At 70.8% G+C, this 13,025-nt stretch carries 16 protein-coding genes and 2 pseudogenes; 17 read left to right on the top strand and 1 reads right to left on the bottom strand.

Annotated features, from left to right (window positions below):
• The 11 genes and pseudogenes from ACFU99_RS14795 to ACFU99_RS14745 all read left to right on the top strand — a co-directional run.
• A pseudogene (locus ACFU99_RS14795) lies at positions 1 to 1,046 on the top strand (phage capsid protein); the annotation flags it as partial.
• Positions 1,047 to 1,056: 10 nt separating this feature from the next.
• Positions 1,057 to 1,224 carry an Rmf/CrpP fold protein gene (locus ACFU99_RS14790; RefSeq protein ID WP_384390991.1) on the top strand — a complete coding sequence of 56 codons (168 nt, stop codon included), beginning with the start codon at positions 1,057 to 1,059 and terminating at the stop codon, positions 1,222 to 1,224.
• Positions 1,225 to 1,557: 333 nt separating this feature from the next.
• Positions 1,558 to 2,202, top strand: coding sequence for a hypothetical protein (locus ACFU99_RS14785; protein ID WP_384390988.1), 645 nt, complete (start codon positions 1,558 to 1,560; stop codon positions 2,200 to 2,202).
• A gap of 12 nt (positions 2,203 to 2,214) precedes the next feature.
• Positions 2,215 to 3,081: a N4-gp56 family major capsid protein gene (locus tag ACFU99_RS14780; protein WP_384390985.1), complete on the top strand. Its 867-nt coding sequence runs from the start codon at positions 2,215 to 2,217 to the stop codon at positions 3,079 to 3,081.
• 3 nt (positions 3,082 to 3,084) lie between these two features.
• The gene (locus tag ACFU99_RS14775) at positions 3,085 to 3,486 is read left to right on the top strand and encodes a hypothetical protein (RefSeq protein ID WP_384390981.1); all 402 of its coding nucleotides are present in this window, start codon (positions 3,085 to 3,087) and stop codon (positions 3,484 to 3,486) included.
• On the top strand, positions 3,480 to 3,803 hold the full coding sequence (locus ACFU99_RS14770; RefSeq protein ID WP_384390978.1) for a hypothetical protein: 324 nt from the start codon (positions 3,480 to 3,482) through the stop codon (positions 3,801 to 3,803). The genes ACFU99_RS14775 and ACFU99_RS14770 overlap by 7 nt, the downstream gene beginning before the upstream one ends.
• A complete protein-coding gene (locus ACFU99_RS14765; protein ID WP_384390975.1) occupies positions 3,800 to 4,153 on the top strand; it encodes a hypothetical protein in 354 nt (117 codons plus the stop codon). The genes ACFU99_RS14770 and ACFU99_RS14765 overlap by 4 nt, the downstream gene beginning before the upstream one ends.
• Positions 4,153 to 4,584 (top strand): minor capsid protein, encoded by a 432-nt coding sequence (locus tag ACFU99_RS14760; RefSeq protein ID WP_384390972.1) that lies wholly within the window; start codon positions 4,153 to 4,155, stop codon positions 4,582 to 4,584. Before ACFU99_RS14765 ends, ACFU99_RS14760 begins: the two co-directional genes overlap by 1 nt.
• Positions 4,585 to 4,594: 10 nt before the next feature.
• Positions 4,595 to 5,119: a phage tail tube protein gene (locus ACFU99_RS14755; protein ID WP_384390970.1), complete on the top strand. Its 525-nt coding sequence runs from the start codon at positions 4,595 to 4,597 to the stop codon at positions 5,117 to 5,119.
• Positions 5,119 to 5,598 carry a hypothetical protein gene (locus ACFU99_RS14750; RefSeq protein ID WP_384390967.1) on the top strand — a complete coding sequence of 160 codons (480 nt, stop codon included), beginning with the start codon at positions 5,119 to 5,121 and terminating at the stop codon, positions 5,596 to 5,598. The genes ACFU99_RS14755 and ACFU99_RS14750 overlap by 1 nt, the downstream gene beginning before the upstream one ends.
• A 53-nt stretch (positions 5,599 to 5,651) precedes the next feature.
• Positions 5,652 to 5,813, top strand: a complete 162-nt coding sequence (locus ACFU99_RS14745) for a hypothetical protein (RefSeq protein ID WP_384390964.1) — start codon at positions 5,652 to 5,654, stop codon at positions 5,811 to 5,813.
• Between the two features lie 67 nt (positions 5,814 to 5,880).
• Here the strand turns inward: ACFU99_RS14745 and ACFU99_RS14740 are convergent, their stop codons facing one another.
• A complete protein-coding gene (locus ACFU99_RS14740; RefSeq protein WP_384390961.1) occupies positions 5,881 to 6,027 on the bottom strand; it encodes a hypothetical protein in 147 nt (48 codons plus the stop codon).
• A 173-nt stretch (positions 6,028 to 6,200) separates the two neighbouring features.
• Here ACFU99_RS14740 and ACFU99_RS14735 point away from each other — a divergent pair, with 173 nt between their 5' ends.
• From ACFU99_RS14735 to ACFU99_RS14710, 6 genes and pseudogenes are all read left to right on the top strand, one after another.
• Positions 6,201 to 8,612 (top strand): phage tail tape measure protein, encoded by a 2,412-nt coding sequence (locus ACFU99_RS14735; protein WP_384390994.1) that lies wholly within the window; start codon positions 6,201 to 6,203, stop codon positions 8,610 to 8,612.
• Positions 8,613 to 8,616: 4 nt separating this feature from the next.
• Positions 8,617 to 9,519: a phage distal tail protein gene (locus ACFU99_RS14730; RefSeq protein WP_384390958.1), complete on the top strand. Its 903-nt coding sequence runs from the start codon at positions 8,617 to 8,619 to the stop codon at positions 9,517 to 9,519.
• A gap of 12 nt (positions 9,520 to 9,531) precedes the next feature.
• Positions 9,532 to 10,509, top strand: coding sequence for a hypothetical protein (locus tag ACFU99_RS14725; protein WP_384390956.1), 978 nt, complete (start codon positions 9,532 to 9,534; stop codon positions 10,507 to 10,509).
• Positions 10,506 to 11,612, top strand: a complete 1,107-nt coding sequence (locus tag ACFU99_RS14720; protein WP_384390954.1) for a hypothetical protein — start codon at positions 10,506 to 10,508, stop codon at positions 11,610 to 11,612. Before ACFU99_RS14725 ends, ACFU99_RS14720 begins: the two co-directional genes overlap by 4 nt.
• The gene (locus ACFU99_RS14715) at positions 11,612 to 12,325 is read left to right on the top strand and encodes a hypothetical protein (RefSeq protein ID WP_384390951.1); all 714 of its coding nucleotides are present in this window, start codon (positions 11,612 to 11,614) and stop codon (positions 12,323 to 12,325) included. Before ACFU99_RS14720 ends, ACFU99_RS14715 begins: the two co-directional genes overlap by 1 nt.
• A 7-nt stretch (positions 12,326 to 12,332) precedes the next feature.
• Positions 12,333 to 13,025: pseudogene (locus ACFU99_RS14710) on the top strand (hypothetical protein); the annotation flags it as partial.

Raw genomic sequence — 13,025 nt, 5'->3', positions numbered from 1 at the left:
CCGGCGACGCGCGCACCCTGCCCGAGATGAGCGACGAGCAGCTCGGCGCAGCCCTGCGCCCCGGCGTCCTCGGTGAACGCGACCGCGGCCGGATCGCGGCCGAGGCTGACCGGCGCGACCTCGACGACCTGCTCGCCCGCGTCCACCCCGGCGGGCGGCTCAGCGAGGATCTGACGCAGTTCGGCGACGACGAGCTCGCCCGCGTGTACGCGCACCTGCCCGACGGCGACACGCTGCGCGTCATGGCCGAGATGGACCGGCGCGACCTCGACGCCGCCATGCCCGGCGCCCGCCGGGACCTCATCGGCCTGTCCGAGCAGCAGCTCGCCGAACGGGCCCGCCACGCCGACGGGGGCGAACTGACCGCCTTGGCGGCCGAGGCCGACCGGCGCCAGCTCCTCGCCGAGGTGTTCCCCGGCGGACATCTCACCGCCGACCTGTCCCACCTCGACGACGACGTCCTCGGCTGGGCCATCCGCTACGGCAACGAGCACGACGTCGAGCGGATCGCCGACGAACTCGACCGCCGGTACCCGCCCGCCCCGCCGCCTGCCGCGGCCGGCGCACACACCGTCGAGGGACAGCTCGCCGACCGGGCCGCCCTCGACGAACAGCTCGCCCCGGCCGCGGCCCCCGACGAGTGGGGGCACCTCGCCCTCGACGACCCGTACGCCGGCATGAGCGCCGCCGAACGCTGGATCGCCGAGCGCGAGCACGCCGCCGCCTCCCAGCGCACCGCCTACACCCGCGAGCAGGTCCGCGAGATGTACCAAGAACACATCTACGCACAGTGGTTGCAGGCCGAGAACGAGCTACGTGGCCACCTGCTCACGCGGGAGGCCGAGGCCGCCGGCGTCGACCCGCGCACCCTGTTCACCGGCCCGTCGCACGTCGCCTACGCGCGCGCCTCCGAGGACCTCAAGCGCTGGTGGGCCGATCACCCGCGCACTACCCTTGCCGAGTACACCGAGCAGCTCACCGGCGTGCGCAGCGACGCAGCAGACACCGCCCGCAAGAGCCGCAGCGACCGACAGAACCGACTCTGAGAGGCCAGCCGTGGGGACCCGAGGCGATCTAGTCCGCGCGATCAACGCCGGCGCCGCAGCCGGCCGCGAACGCCAACCCGTCACCGTCTGCCCGTACCCGCCGGGCGACCTACGCCGCAGCGCATGGGTCCGCGGCTACGCCAAGGCACGCCCCCTCGACGACGAGGCCGCTGACTAGCCTTCCACTACTGGCGTTGGCGCGTCGCATCCCCCCTTGCACCGGTAACGAGCTCCGAGGGTGTGTACATGCTGGGGGTCCCCCCATGGTGCACGTACAACATCGACCTCTCTTTCAATTTCCTTTCCGCATTGACTGCATTCCCCATAGGGAATCCACTCTTTCTCGTTCTTGTTCTCGTTCATATTCCGACGCTACGTCTGAAGCTCGCAGTGCGCGTGTGGATCTCTGAGAAGCCGCCAGCGAGAGTCGAACGAGTGCCGGAATGACCTCGGGCCCGCCGAACGGCGGGCCCTTTTGCATGCCCGCACCCCGCCCGGAGGCTCATTCCGCATGTCTGAATCCCCGACGTCCACCGACCCGGCCACCGGCACCGATCCGGCCGCCGACCCGGCGAACGCCCCCGCACCGGCCGTCGCCCCTGCACCGACTACACCCGCGGTCGACCCGGCCGCCGAGCAGCAACTCGCCGACGCGACGAAGCGAGCCGAACAGGCCGCAGCCGAGCGCGACGACGCCCTCGCCGCACTGCGCCGTGTGCTCGATCCGTCCGGCGCCGCGGCCGAGCAGGACCCGGCGCAGTTCGCCGAGCAGGCCGCCGGCGAGCGCGACGCCGCCCTCGCCGAGGCGCGCCGGCTGCGCGTCGAGCTCGCCGCCCACCAGGCCGCGCACCAGGGTGGCGCCGACCCCGCCCGCCTGCTCGACTCCCGCACCGTCGAGAAGCAGCTCGCCGACCTCGACCCCGCCGACGACAAGTTCGGCGACAAGCTCGCCGCCGTCATCACGGCCGCGGTCGAGGCCGCCCCGCACCTGCGCAGCGCACCGGCCGGCCCCGCGCGCGGCGGCGCGGACTTCACCGCGTCCGGCACGCCCGGCGTCACACCACAGCAGTTCGCCGCCATGGACTACTCGGCTCGCGCCGCGCTGTTCCAGTCCGACCCCGAGACCTACCGGCGACTGAACGCCGGAGACCAGTAAGGAGGGCCCACGATGGCCACCACCAAGGCCGCTGACCTGATCATCCCGGAGGTCTGGGCCGACATGTCACAGGCCAAGTTCACGGGCGCGGTACGCGTCGGTGCAAGCTCCGCCGTCATGAAGGACGACACCCTTACCGGCTCCCCCGGCGACACGATCGGCTTCCCGAAGTGGTCGCCGCTGGGTGAGCTGGACGACCTTACCGAGGGCGTCGCTATGGACACGGCGGTCATGGGCCAGACGTCCAGCTCGGCCACCATCCTGGAGGCCGGCAAGGCTGTCGAGCTGACGGACAAGTCGCTTCTGACCAGCCTCGGCGACCCCCGTGCAGAGGCACAGCGCCAGTTCGGCGTCCTCGCCGCACGCAAGACCGACGCGGCCCTGATCGCGCAGGCCCAGGCCGACGAGACGAAGCAAGGCGGCGGCAAGCCCTACACCTACGCGGCCACGGAGACCGCCCTGTCCTGGTCTGCCGTGAACCGCGCAGTCGCGGTGTTCGGTGACGAGTTCGAGCCGTCGGAGTTCGCGGGCCTGTTCATCAACAGCGTGCAGCGAGCACAGGTATGGGATGACCCCCAGTTCGTAGACGCATCGAAGTTCGGCGGGACCACGCCCGTCACGACGGGGCAGATCGGGGAGATCGCGGGCATGCCGGTGATCGTCACCGACCGCGTCACTGCGGGAACGTTCCTCCTGCTGAAGCGGAACTGCCTTGGCCTGCTGTACAAGCGGGCACCGATCGTGGAGACGGACCGCAACATCCTCAAGCGCACCACGGTGATCACAACCAACCTGCACTACGCCGTGAAGCGGCTCGACGACAAGGGCGTGTGCGTCGGCACCCTGGCCACCGCCGGCGGCAGCCAGAACGGCAAGTAACCCATGACCCGCCGCCCGTACGCCACCCCTGAGCAACTCACTGCGTGGACCGGCGCCCCGGTCCCGGACGACGCCGAGCAGTTGCTCAGGCGCGCATCCGAGGACGTCGACAGCGCGCTGTTGACCGCGGTCTATCCGGTCGACGCCGACGGCGACCCGACCGACCCGGCGACCGCCGCGGCGCTCGCCGACGCGACGTGCGCGCAGGTCGAGTACTGGCTCGCCACGGGAGACGACGGCACCGGCGCGGCCGGCCACTGGGACAGCGTCAGCATCGGCCCCGTCTCCCTGTCCGGGCGCACCCGCGCCCCGTCGGCCGCCGGCGGCGGCGTCGACCTGGCGCCCCGCGCCGACCGCGCGTTGCGCCGCGCCGGCCTCGAACCCGGGATCGTCTTCCCGTGGTGACCCGCGTCCCGCCGACACTGTTGCGGCATCGGATCGCGGTCGAGCCGTACGCCGGAGAGGGCGCGTACGGCGCGCAGTACCGCCACACCATCCCCAACGTGCGCGCCCTGGTCGACGAGGGTCCGCGCCTGGTGCGCGCTCCGGACGGCCGCCAGGTCACCGCCTCGGCCACGGTCATTGCCGACCCCGGCCTCGACTGCCCGCCCGGCTCCCGGATCACCCTGCCCGACGGCCGCACCACCACCGCACTCACCGTCGCCCACCACACCGCCCCGGGCCTACCGGTTCCGGCCTGTACGGAGGTGAGTTGCGAATGACCGCACAACGCGCCCGCCTCCAGTGGACCGGCGCCGTCGTCACCGAGGCGATCCGGCAGGCCGCCGCCCGCGGCGTGCTGCTCAGCGCCGAGCACGTCCTACAGGCGTCACGGCAGCGCGTCCCGATCGCCGAGGGCACCCTCGAACGCTCCGGCGCCGCCTCGGTCGACGCGCGGCAACTGACCGCGGCTGTCTCCTACGACACCCCGTACGCCGGGCGCGTCCACGAGGACCTGAACGCCCGGCACGCCCCGGGCCGGTCCGCGAAGTACCTCGAATCGGTCTTGCCCCAAGAGGCCGCCACGGTACAGGCGATCATTGCCGCGCAGGTCCGGCGGGCGCTGCGCTGATGTCCTTCACCGTCGACCTGCTCGACGGTCTCGCCCGCCTGCTCGACGCCGCCGGCGTCGGCACGTACCGGCCCAACGGGCTGTACGCCGAGGGCGAGACCGCGATCACTATCGCCGCCACCCCGCCCGCTCCCGATCGCGTCATCTGCCTGTCCGCGTACCCCGTCGAGGACTCTGCCGTACTCACCGACTGCACGACCGGGATTCAGGTGCGCACCCGCGCGGGCCCGGACCCGCGCGAGGTCGACCGCCTCGACGACTCGGTGTTCGACGTGCTGCACGGGTCCGGCCCCCATACGTGGGGCGCGGCGCGGGTGCAGCTCATCTACCGGTCCTCGGCCGCGCCGATCGGCGCCGACTCGGCCGGCCGCGCGGAGCGGACCAGCAACTACTACTGCCGCGGGAACCGCGCGGCCCGACACCTCGAATAGGAGGGATGCCGTGAGCACCCCGACACCCCCGGCCGAGACGATCACCGCACTCGCCCGCCGGTACCGCCTTGAGCTGGACATGGGCAAGGACAACACCGCCGAGTGGGTTCTCGTCCCCGGCGTCACCGAGTTCACGCCGAAGATCGAACCGACGCAGCAGGACGTGACGACGTACGACGCCGAGGGCTGGGTCGAGCAGACGGTCACGATGCTCGCGTGGTCCATCGAGGTCACCATCGCGCACCGCGCGCACCCGACGACCGGCGCTTTCAACGCCGCGCAGGAAGCCTTGCGCAAGGCGTCCATGGCGTTCGGCGCGAAGAGTTACGTGCGCGTCCGCTACTACGACCGCAACGGCGCGGCCGACGCCTACGCCGGCACGGCGCTCGTGACGTGGGAGCCGGCCGGCGGCGGCCCGGACGCAGTCGACACGGTAAAGATCACGCTGACCGGTTCCGGTCCGCTCGCGGAGATCACCAACCCGGCGGCGGGTGGACAGCCGCCCGTGAGCAAGGCGTTGAAGGCGGTGGCCTGATGGCGTTCGAGGCGCTCGACGAACTACTCGACGATTCGCTCGCCCTCCCGATCGGCGACACCACGTACACCGTCCCCGCCCCGTCCGCCGCGGTCGGTCTGCGCACGCAGGCGATCATCAACGCCGCCGCGGTGGCCGCCGACGGCGGACGCGTCGACGAGCAGGTACTCAGCGACGCGGCCGAGCGCGACCTGTACGCCGAGGTGCTCGGCAGCGCGCACGCCGAGATGGTCGCCGACGGCGTGTCCTGGCCCGCGCTCAAGCACTCGGCGATCACGGCCATGGTGTGGATCGCGCAGGACAAGGCCGCGGCCGAGAAGTTCTGGAACGCGGCCGGCGACCCTTCTCGACTGGCCCCGAATCGGGAGGCACGCCGGGCCCGGCCGGGTGCGGCGAAGTCGACCCCGAGTCGGGGCTCTACGAGTGGTACGAGTACCCGCCCGGCACCCGCCCGCCAGGGGGGCCGGAAGCGTCGCTGACCTGGGCCCGCATCCTCGACGAGTGGCCGCTCGTCGAAGCCGACCTGCACGAGGTGTACGGCCTCGACGTCGGCGCCCCGGGCCTGTTGCGCGCCCGGTCGTGGCGGTGGCTGCGGGTGCGCGTCCTCGGCCTGCTGTCCGCCGAGTCCCGCCTCGCCCGCGTGCTGACGCCCCCGCCCAACCCCTCCGCCCCGACGCGCAAGTCGACCACCTGACTACGGCGGTGAGTGCCCACCGGTCCATAGACGGATCGGGCCGACACCCACCTCTCGTTCAGGCTGCTCAGTTGCCTCCATCCCAGTAGACCATCGGGCCCTCGGGGAGAGTGCCACCCGGCAAGCCCTGGGTGAAGGTGCCGAAGTCGCCGACCTCAGCCAGCAGCGGGACCTCGTACACGTCGTCGGGCTCAATGAGCAGGTTCACGGGCATGTGGGATACCTCCAGTTCACTCGGATGGACTATCCACCCATCAGGGGTATTCGGCATCTACCGGATGGTTACACCACACCTCCCCAAACGTCACTCGCACGAGTGATCGCGACGCGAGTTCTTGCAACTCGACTCCCTAACCAACTGCCCGGAGGTGAGTAGCCGTGGCGCTCATGGTCGGCGATCTGATGGCAACCGTCCGGGTGGACGACTCCGGGGCCGCGGCCGGCATGCGGCGTGCCGAGGGCGCCGTGCGCGCCGGCGGTGCGCAGATGACCACCGACGCCGACCGCGCCGGACAGCAGGCCGGCAACCAGCTCGGCGACGGCCTCGCCGACGGCGCCCGCACCGGCGGCGACCGCGCCGCCCGCGGCATAGGCACCGCGCTGAAAGGTTTCGCCGCCCTCGCGGTCGGCGCTGGTATCGGCGCCGCCCTCATGGCGGGTGTCGGGGAAGCCATGGACCAGCAGAAGATCACCGGCAAGCTCCAGGCGCAGCTCGGCACTACCGGCCCGGTCGCGGCCAAGTACGGCAAGGTGGCCGGCGCTCTGTACTCCGGCGCGATCGTGGAATCGGTCGAGGAGGGCGCCGAGGTCCTCAAGGGCATCGCGCAGAATGGGCTGTTGCCGCCCGAGGCGACGCAGGCGCAGATCCAGACCATGGGCAAGCGGGTCGCCGATACGGCCGCGGTCATGGGCGAGGACGTCGGCAAGGTCTCCCGGGCCGTGGGCGTCATGCTGAAATCCGGCATCGCGAAATCGGCTGACGAGGCCATGGATATTCTCGTCAGCGGTACTCAGAAGGGTGTCAATGCGGCCGAGGATCTCCTCGATACCTACGCGGAGTACCCGACGGAGTTTCGGCAACTGGGGCTCGACGCCAAGACGTCCATGGGGCTCCTGTCGCAGGGGCTGAAGGGGGGCGCACGTGATGCTGACGTAGTCGCCGACAGCCTCAAGGAATTCACGCTTCAGGCGCAGGGGATGAGCGACACCACGGCGCAGGCGTACAAGGATCTCGGACTGTCCGGCGAGAAGATGCAAGCGGTCTTCCAGAAGGGCGGACCGGCCGCCCGTAAGGCATTCGAAGAGGTCATCGAGAAGCTTCGCGCGGTCGAAGACCCGGCCAAGAAATCACAAATCGCCCTCGGCCTCTTCGGGACGAAGTCCGAGGACATGCAGAAGGCCATCTTCGCGCTCGACCCGAAACATGCCGTTGAGGCCCTTGGGAGCGTCAAGGGGGCCGCGGACGGTGCTGGCGACGCGATGCGCGACAACGCCGCGACGAAGTTCGAGATCTTCAAGCGGCAGGCCACACAGAAAGTGGTCGGCGTTATCGCCACCTACGTCATCCCGGCCCTGATGACGCTCGCCAAGTGGGTGGGCGAGGGCGGGATCGGCGGCGCGTTCAAAGCCAGTGTGCGTTTCGTGTCGCAGCACTCCACGGCGCTGAGCATCGCGGCCGGCGTCATCACCCTGGTCATGCTGCCCGCCCTGGTCAGCCTCGCCGTACAGGCGGCCACGACCACAGCCGCTGTGGTCACGGGGTGGGCGACGCAGAGCGCCGCGGCTGTGACCGGCGCGGCGCGGTTTGTCGCCTCGAACGTGGCTGTCCTGGGCGGGTGGGTGGCGCAAGGGGTCGCGGCCGGAGCTACTGCGGTACGCGTGGTCGGGGCGTGGGTCCTCATGGGCGCGCAGGCCATGGCGCAGGGCGCCCGCATGGCCGCGGCGTGGCTGCTCGCCATGGGCCCCATTCCCCTGATCGTTGCCGCGGTCGTCGCCCTCGTGGTCCTGATCGTCTCCAATTGGGACGCCATCAAGAATGCTACGGCGGCGGCTTGGAACTGGGTCTGGGACAAGATCAAGGCCGTAGCGGGGTTCCTGGTAAGCATCTTCGAGAATTTCACCCTGCCCGGCCTCATCCTGAGTCACTGGACGCAAATCAAGACGACCACCGTTTCCGTATGGAATTCCATCGTCAACTGGGTTACCGGAATACCCGGGCGTCTCGCGTCCGCGCTGAGTAGCCTGGGGTCGCGCGTCGCATCGCTCGCTTCCTCCGCGTGGGGCCGCTTCAAGTCCGGCACGGTGTCCGTGGCCACGGACACCGTGGCATGGGTGCGAGGGCTTCCGGGCCGTATCGTGTCCGCGCTGGGCAACATGGGGTCGCTGCTGGTCAATAGCGGCCGAAATGTGGTCACGGGCCTCTGGAACGGAATTCGGTCAATGGGCGGGTGGCTGCGCTCGACGCTGATGAGCTGGGCTAAGGATCTCATTCCCGGCCCGATCGCCAAGGCGCTCGGTATCCATAGCCCCTCGCGTCTGATGCGCGACAAGATCGGCCGGTTCATCCCGGCCGGCATCGTCGAGGGCATCAAGGCCGGCGCTCCCGCGGTCGACCGCACCATGCGGAACCTCGTGACCGTCCCCACTGCCCAGTTCGCCGCCCCCGGCGGGCCCGCCACCGGCGCACCTGCGGGCGGGGGTTGGGGGGCGACGGTGCATATCGAGAACTGGCACGCCGGCGACGCGACGGCGGACCAGACGGCCGCCGCGCTCGCGTGGCACGCCAAGGGCAGGGGGTGACCAGATGGCCGCGGGCGACCTGGTCACCCTCCCCGGGCACGTCCAGTACGGCGAGCTGCTGCTCGGCCCCGGCACCCCCGTGCGATGGCAGTCCCTCACCGGCTGGGAGGAATCCCCGGCGCTGGACTCCGGCACGGTCGCCCGCGCCGACGCGCACGGCGCCATCCCCGGCCAACTGCTCGCGCAGCCGCGCACGATCACCCTCGACCTCGTGATCCGGACCGACCCCGGCGCCATGAGTGCTGCGGTCCGGGCCCTGGCCGCGGGCACGGCGCTGCGCGGCGACGAGGTGCCGCTCGTCATCAAGCTCGACCAGGGCGAGCCGCTGCTGTGCTTCGCGCGCTGCATCCGCCGCGCCGTGCCCGTCGCCACCAACGGCTACGCCCGCGGCGTCACCGTGGGCGGCGCCTTGCAGTTCGAGGCGAGCGACCCGCGCCGGTACGCGCTCGTCGAGCAGCGGGTCGAGGCGCGTCTACCGGCCCCCGAGCCCGGCCTCGACTGGCACACCGATGCCGGCCGCGACCGCCTCGACTGGCCGCTCGCCTTCGGACAACCCGGGGCCACCGGAGGCATGACCGTCGCCAATGGGGGCGACGCGCCCGCCGCCCCTGTGATCGAGTTCCGCGGCCCCGTCGACCGGCCGAGCCTGACCAACATCGCCACCGGCGACGCCCTCGAATACGACCTCACGCTCGACGAGAGCGACGTGCTGCGCGTCGACACCGGGGCCGGCACCGTGACGCTCAACGGCGCCGCCTCGCGCCTCTACACCGCCACCAACCGCAGCGTCCCCGAGCAGACGTTCATCCTCGCCCCCGGCGAGACACAGCTCGCGTTCCGCGCGGCCCCCGGCTCATCCGATCCCCGCGCGTCCGCGCTCCTGCGCTACCGCTCGGCCTACTGGTAGGAGGTCGCCCGTATGACGGTCCGCTCCGCCTGGCTCCTGCCCACCGGGCAGACCAGAGAAGACACCCGCCTCGCGCCCCTGGGCACGATGACCCCTGACAGCGCCCTCGCCTCCCGGCCCGGGGTGATCGCCGGCGGCGCGCCGTTCGCCGCGAGCGGCGCGAGCGCCATGCAAGTACAGGTCGGCGTGGGGCGCGCCCTGGTGCAGGGCACCGCGGCGCAGGGCGCGTACCCCGTCACCGTCACCGCCCCCGAGCTGCTCACCGTCGCCGACGGCGACGCCCAGTTCGGCCGCATCGATTCCATCGTGCTGCGCGTCGTCGACCCGCTGTACGACACCGCCGAGCAGGTCGCGGCCACCGTCGAGATCATCCAGGGCACCCCCGACGCCGCACCGTCACCGCCAGCCCTGCCGAGTGCCTGCCTGCGGCTGTGGGACGTACTTGTCCCCGCCGGTACCTCCGCCGGCGTCGGCGGGATCACCTGGTCCAGCGCGCTCACGGACCGGCGCCGCTACACCGCGGCGTACGGCGGGATCACCCCCCGCGGCGGCCAAGAACCCGGTTCGTACGACGGGCAGTACCGCGACAACGGCGCCGGTCTCGACCGCTGGTCGACGTCCGCGGCAGCCTGGCAGCCGCTTGACCCGGTTGTCCCCTGGACCTGGGTCACCCTCGCCGGGGGCTACACCAACAACGGAAACGCGCAGGGGACTGTCAGGTATCGGCGCATCATGATCGCCGGCATGCCCCACATGCAGTGGTACGGCGGCGTCGCCTGGGAGGGCAAGTTGCCCGCCGACGGGTACCCGTTCGTCGCCCCGGTCCCCGCCGAGTGCCGGCCCGTGAATCATGTGTCGCTTTCCGCAGCGGCGGGCGGAGCGTGCTGTTCGGTCGACTTTCAGCGCGGCGGGCTGGTCCGCATTATCGATCTCCCCGGCGTCCGCACCTGGGTGAGCTTCACCGGGTTGACTTACCCGCTCGGCACATGACCGGCACCACCGAGTACCGCGTGCTGTTCTGCGACCTGCGCACCGACCAGCTCCTCGATGCGCTCCCCGTGCAGTCCCTCGCGCTCGACGACTGGATCGGCAAGACGGGCAGTATGTCGGCGACCATCCCCGTGCCGAACGCCATCCTCGCCGCCCGCGTCCGTCGCGCGGTCGTGCCCGGCCGTACGGCCGTGTGGGTCGAGCGGGGGCGCGAGATCTGGTGGGGCGGCATCCTCTGGACCGCGAGCACCGCCAGCAGTACCCGCGGGTTCCTCACGGTGCAGATCCAGGCCGGCACCTGGGATTCGTACCTTGCTCACCGCGTGCTCCTCGACACCCAAGAGGCGACGCAGGTCGACCAATTCGACCTTGTCCGCGGCCTGCTCGACTACGCCCAGCGCGCGCCGGGCGGCGACATCGGGATCGAGTACGGCACCGAGGTATCGGGCGTGCTGCGCGACCGCACGTATTCCCGCTACGACCAGCCGCGGATACGCGACCTGATCGACAATCTCGCCGCGGTCGAGGGCGGGTTCGAGTGGCGCATTGCCTCGTACCGCGACCCCGGGAGCGGGCGGCGCGTCAAGCGGCTCCAGCTCGGCTCTCCCGTCCTGCGGACCGGTACCGCCGACATCGTCCTCGCCCACCCCGGGCCGGTCCTGTCCTACACCTGGCCCGTGGACGCCACCGGCCAGGCCAACACGTGGCAGAGCCGCGGAGCGACGATCAACGCCAACCAGGCAGCCGAGAGCGTCCCCCTGCTGTCTCCGGTACTCGTCGCAGACGATGACATCGCGGCCGGCTGGCCTCGCTTCGATGGCACCTCGGACTACTCGACCGTCGAGCAACAGGCGACCCTCGACGCGCACGCCCGCGCCGACCACGCCCGCGCCCGCCACCCCGTCACAATCCCCGAGATCACCGTGCACATGAGCCGTACGCCGCTGTCCCCCGCCCTGCTCGGCGCCACCATCCGGCTCCGCATCCGTGACCTGTGGTGGCCCGACGGGCTCGACCAGCGGTACCGCGTCGTCGGCCTCGCGATCACCCCGCCCGCCCGCGGCCAGCCCGAAACCGCCAAGCTGTATTTGGAGGCCGCCTAATGGCTGCAATTCCCCTCGACCTGCTCGACCGCATCCGGACCCTGGAACGGCAGGTACGGGAACTATCTGGCCGCGCCCAAATGCGGCCCGCCATGAACCAGGTATTGCGCGGCGACGTGAGTATCGGCGAGGGCGGCTCCTTCACCGTCACCGCCCCCGACACCAAGGCGCAGATTTTCGGCGTGGGCTACTGGGACGCAAGAGAATACGGGCTTCTTATTCGCCGCCAGGATGGCACGAGGGCCCTCTCGGTCCGCAATGGAAACGACGACGGAAAGTCGCAGCCACTCCGCCTTTTCGACTCACGCAATAACGAGATTTGGGCCGACGACGTCGACACCGGGGGCATCGCGGCACCCTACATGGCTCTGCTCCCGCCACAGACGGTCGACATGGCCCTGTGGCCCCACACCGAGGAAACCTCCTTCACCACCATCGCTCGCTCCTTCAACTCGATTTGGCATCCGAAAATCCACCTCTTCCTTTCTGCCGGACTTGGGGCGGACACACAGGGAGAGATACAGGTACGGGTAAATGGCCAGGAATGGGGGCCACTCTGGCGTGTCACTAAATCCTGGCAATCATACGAGCACATCGACTTCATCGGGACGCCCCCCGGCGAAATCGTCGAAATCACCATCCAGGCGCGACGCACCAAAGGCACCGGAAGCGTCTGCGCACTTCCCACGATGCTTTTCGGACGCCAAACATAGGAGAATCGTGCTACCTGAATCCATTCCGACTGTCACCGTAACCGGCCGCTTCCTCTCCCCCGACGGCCGCCCCCTTTCCGGGTCGGTCATCTTCCGGGCGCCCGCACAGCTCACCTTCCCCGACGCCGACGTGATCCTCGGCGGGCCCGTCGTCGCCCCGCTCGACACGCAAGGCCAGATCGCTGTGAGCCTGCCGGCCACGGACGCGCCGCACATGGACCCCGACGGCTGGTCGTACACCGTGACGGAAGCCCTCCAGGGCATCCCCGCCGGCCGCTCGTATCAGGTACTCCTACCGGCCGAAGCGTCACACGTGGATCTCGCCGATATCGCCCCCACCGACCCCACGAAGCCGAACTACGTCGCGGTCCGGGGTGCCTCGGCGTACGAGGTCGCCATCGCCGAGGGCTTCTCCGGCACTCCTGCGGACTGGCTTGCCTCCCTGGTCGGCCCGCGCGGTGAGCAGGGGCCCCGCGGCGAACAGGGGGCGCGCGGCACCCCGGGCTCCCGCTGGTCCTTCGGCAACGGCGCCCCCGGTGAGGACGCGCCGGACGCCGTGGCCGGTGACCTGTACGTCGACCGCATCAGCGGTGACCTGTACGTCTATACCGACACGTGGTACCTGCAAATCAACCTCGCAGGCCCGCGCGGCTCGCAGGGCCCGACCGGAGAACCGGGCGCGCCGGGGCTCGTCCAGTCC

The sequence above is a fragment of the Streptomyces sp. NPDC057654 genome (genome assembly GCF_042800135.1).
Lineage (GTDB): Bacteria > Actinomycetota > Actinomycetes > Streptomycetales > Streptomycetaceae > Streptomyces.
This window is presented reverse-complemented; position numbering and strand designations above follow the sequence as displayed.

Excerpts from the sequence above, each read along its gene's own strand:
- ACFU99_RS14785 (WP_384390988.1), top strand. The coding sequence starts at position 1,558 with ATGTCTGAATCCCCGACGTCCACCGACCCGGCCACCGGCACCGATCCG.
- ACFU99_RS14775 (WP_384390981.1), top strand. The coding sequence starts at position 3,085 with ATGACCCGCCGCCCGTACGCCACCCCTGAGCAACTCACTGCGTGGACC.
- ACFU99_RS14725 (WP_384390956.1), top strand. The coding sequence starts at position 9,532 with ATGACGGTCCGCTCCGCCTGGCTCCTGCCCACCGGGCAGACCAGAGAA.
- ACFU99_RS14740 (WP_384390961.1), bottom strand. The coding sequence starts at position 6,027 with ATGCCCGTGAACCTGCTCATTGAGCCCGACGACGTGTACGAGGTCCCG.
- ACFU99_RS14735 (WP_384390994.1), top strand. The coding sequence starts at position 6,201 with ATGGTCGGCGATCTGATGGCAACCGTCCGGGTGGACGACTCCGGGGCC.
- ACFU99_RS14715 (WP_384390951.1), top strand. The coding sequence starts at position 11,612 with ATGGCTGCAATTCCCCTCGACCTGCTCGACCGCATCCGGACCCTGGAA.
- ACFU99_RS14730 (WP_384390958.1), top strand. The coding sequence starts at position 8,617 with ATGGCCGCGGGCGACCTGGTCACCCTCCCCGGGCACGTCCAGTACGGC.
- ACFU99_RS14720 (WP_384390954.1), top strand. The coding sequence starts at position 10,506 with ATGACCGGCACCACCGAGTACCGCGTGCTGTTCTGCGACCTGCGCACC.
- ACFU99_RS14780 (WP_384390985.1), top strand. The coding sequence starts at position 2,215 with ATGGCCACCACCAAGGCCGCTGACCTGATCATCCCGGAGGTCTGGGCC.
- ACFU99_RS14765 (WP_384390975.1), top strand. The coding sequence starts at position 3,800 with ATGACCGCACAACGCGCCCGCCTCCAGTGGACCGGCGCCGTCGTCACC.
- ACFU99_RS14760 (WP_384390972.1), top strand. The coding sequence starts at position 4,153 with ATGTCCTTCACCGTCGACCTGCTCGACGGTCTCGCCCGCCTGCTCGAC.
- ACFU99_RS14750 (WP_384390967.1), top strand. The coding sequence starts at position 5,119 with ATGGCGTTCGAGGCGCTCGACGAACTACTCGACGATTCGCTCGCCCTC.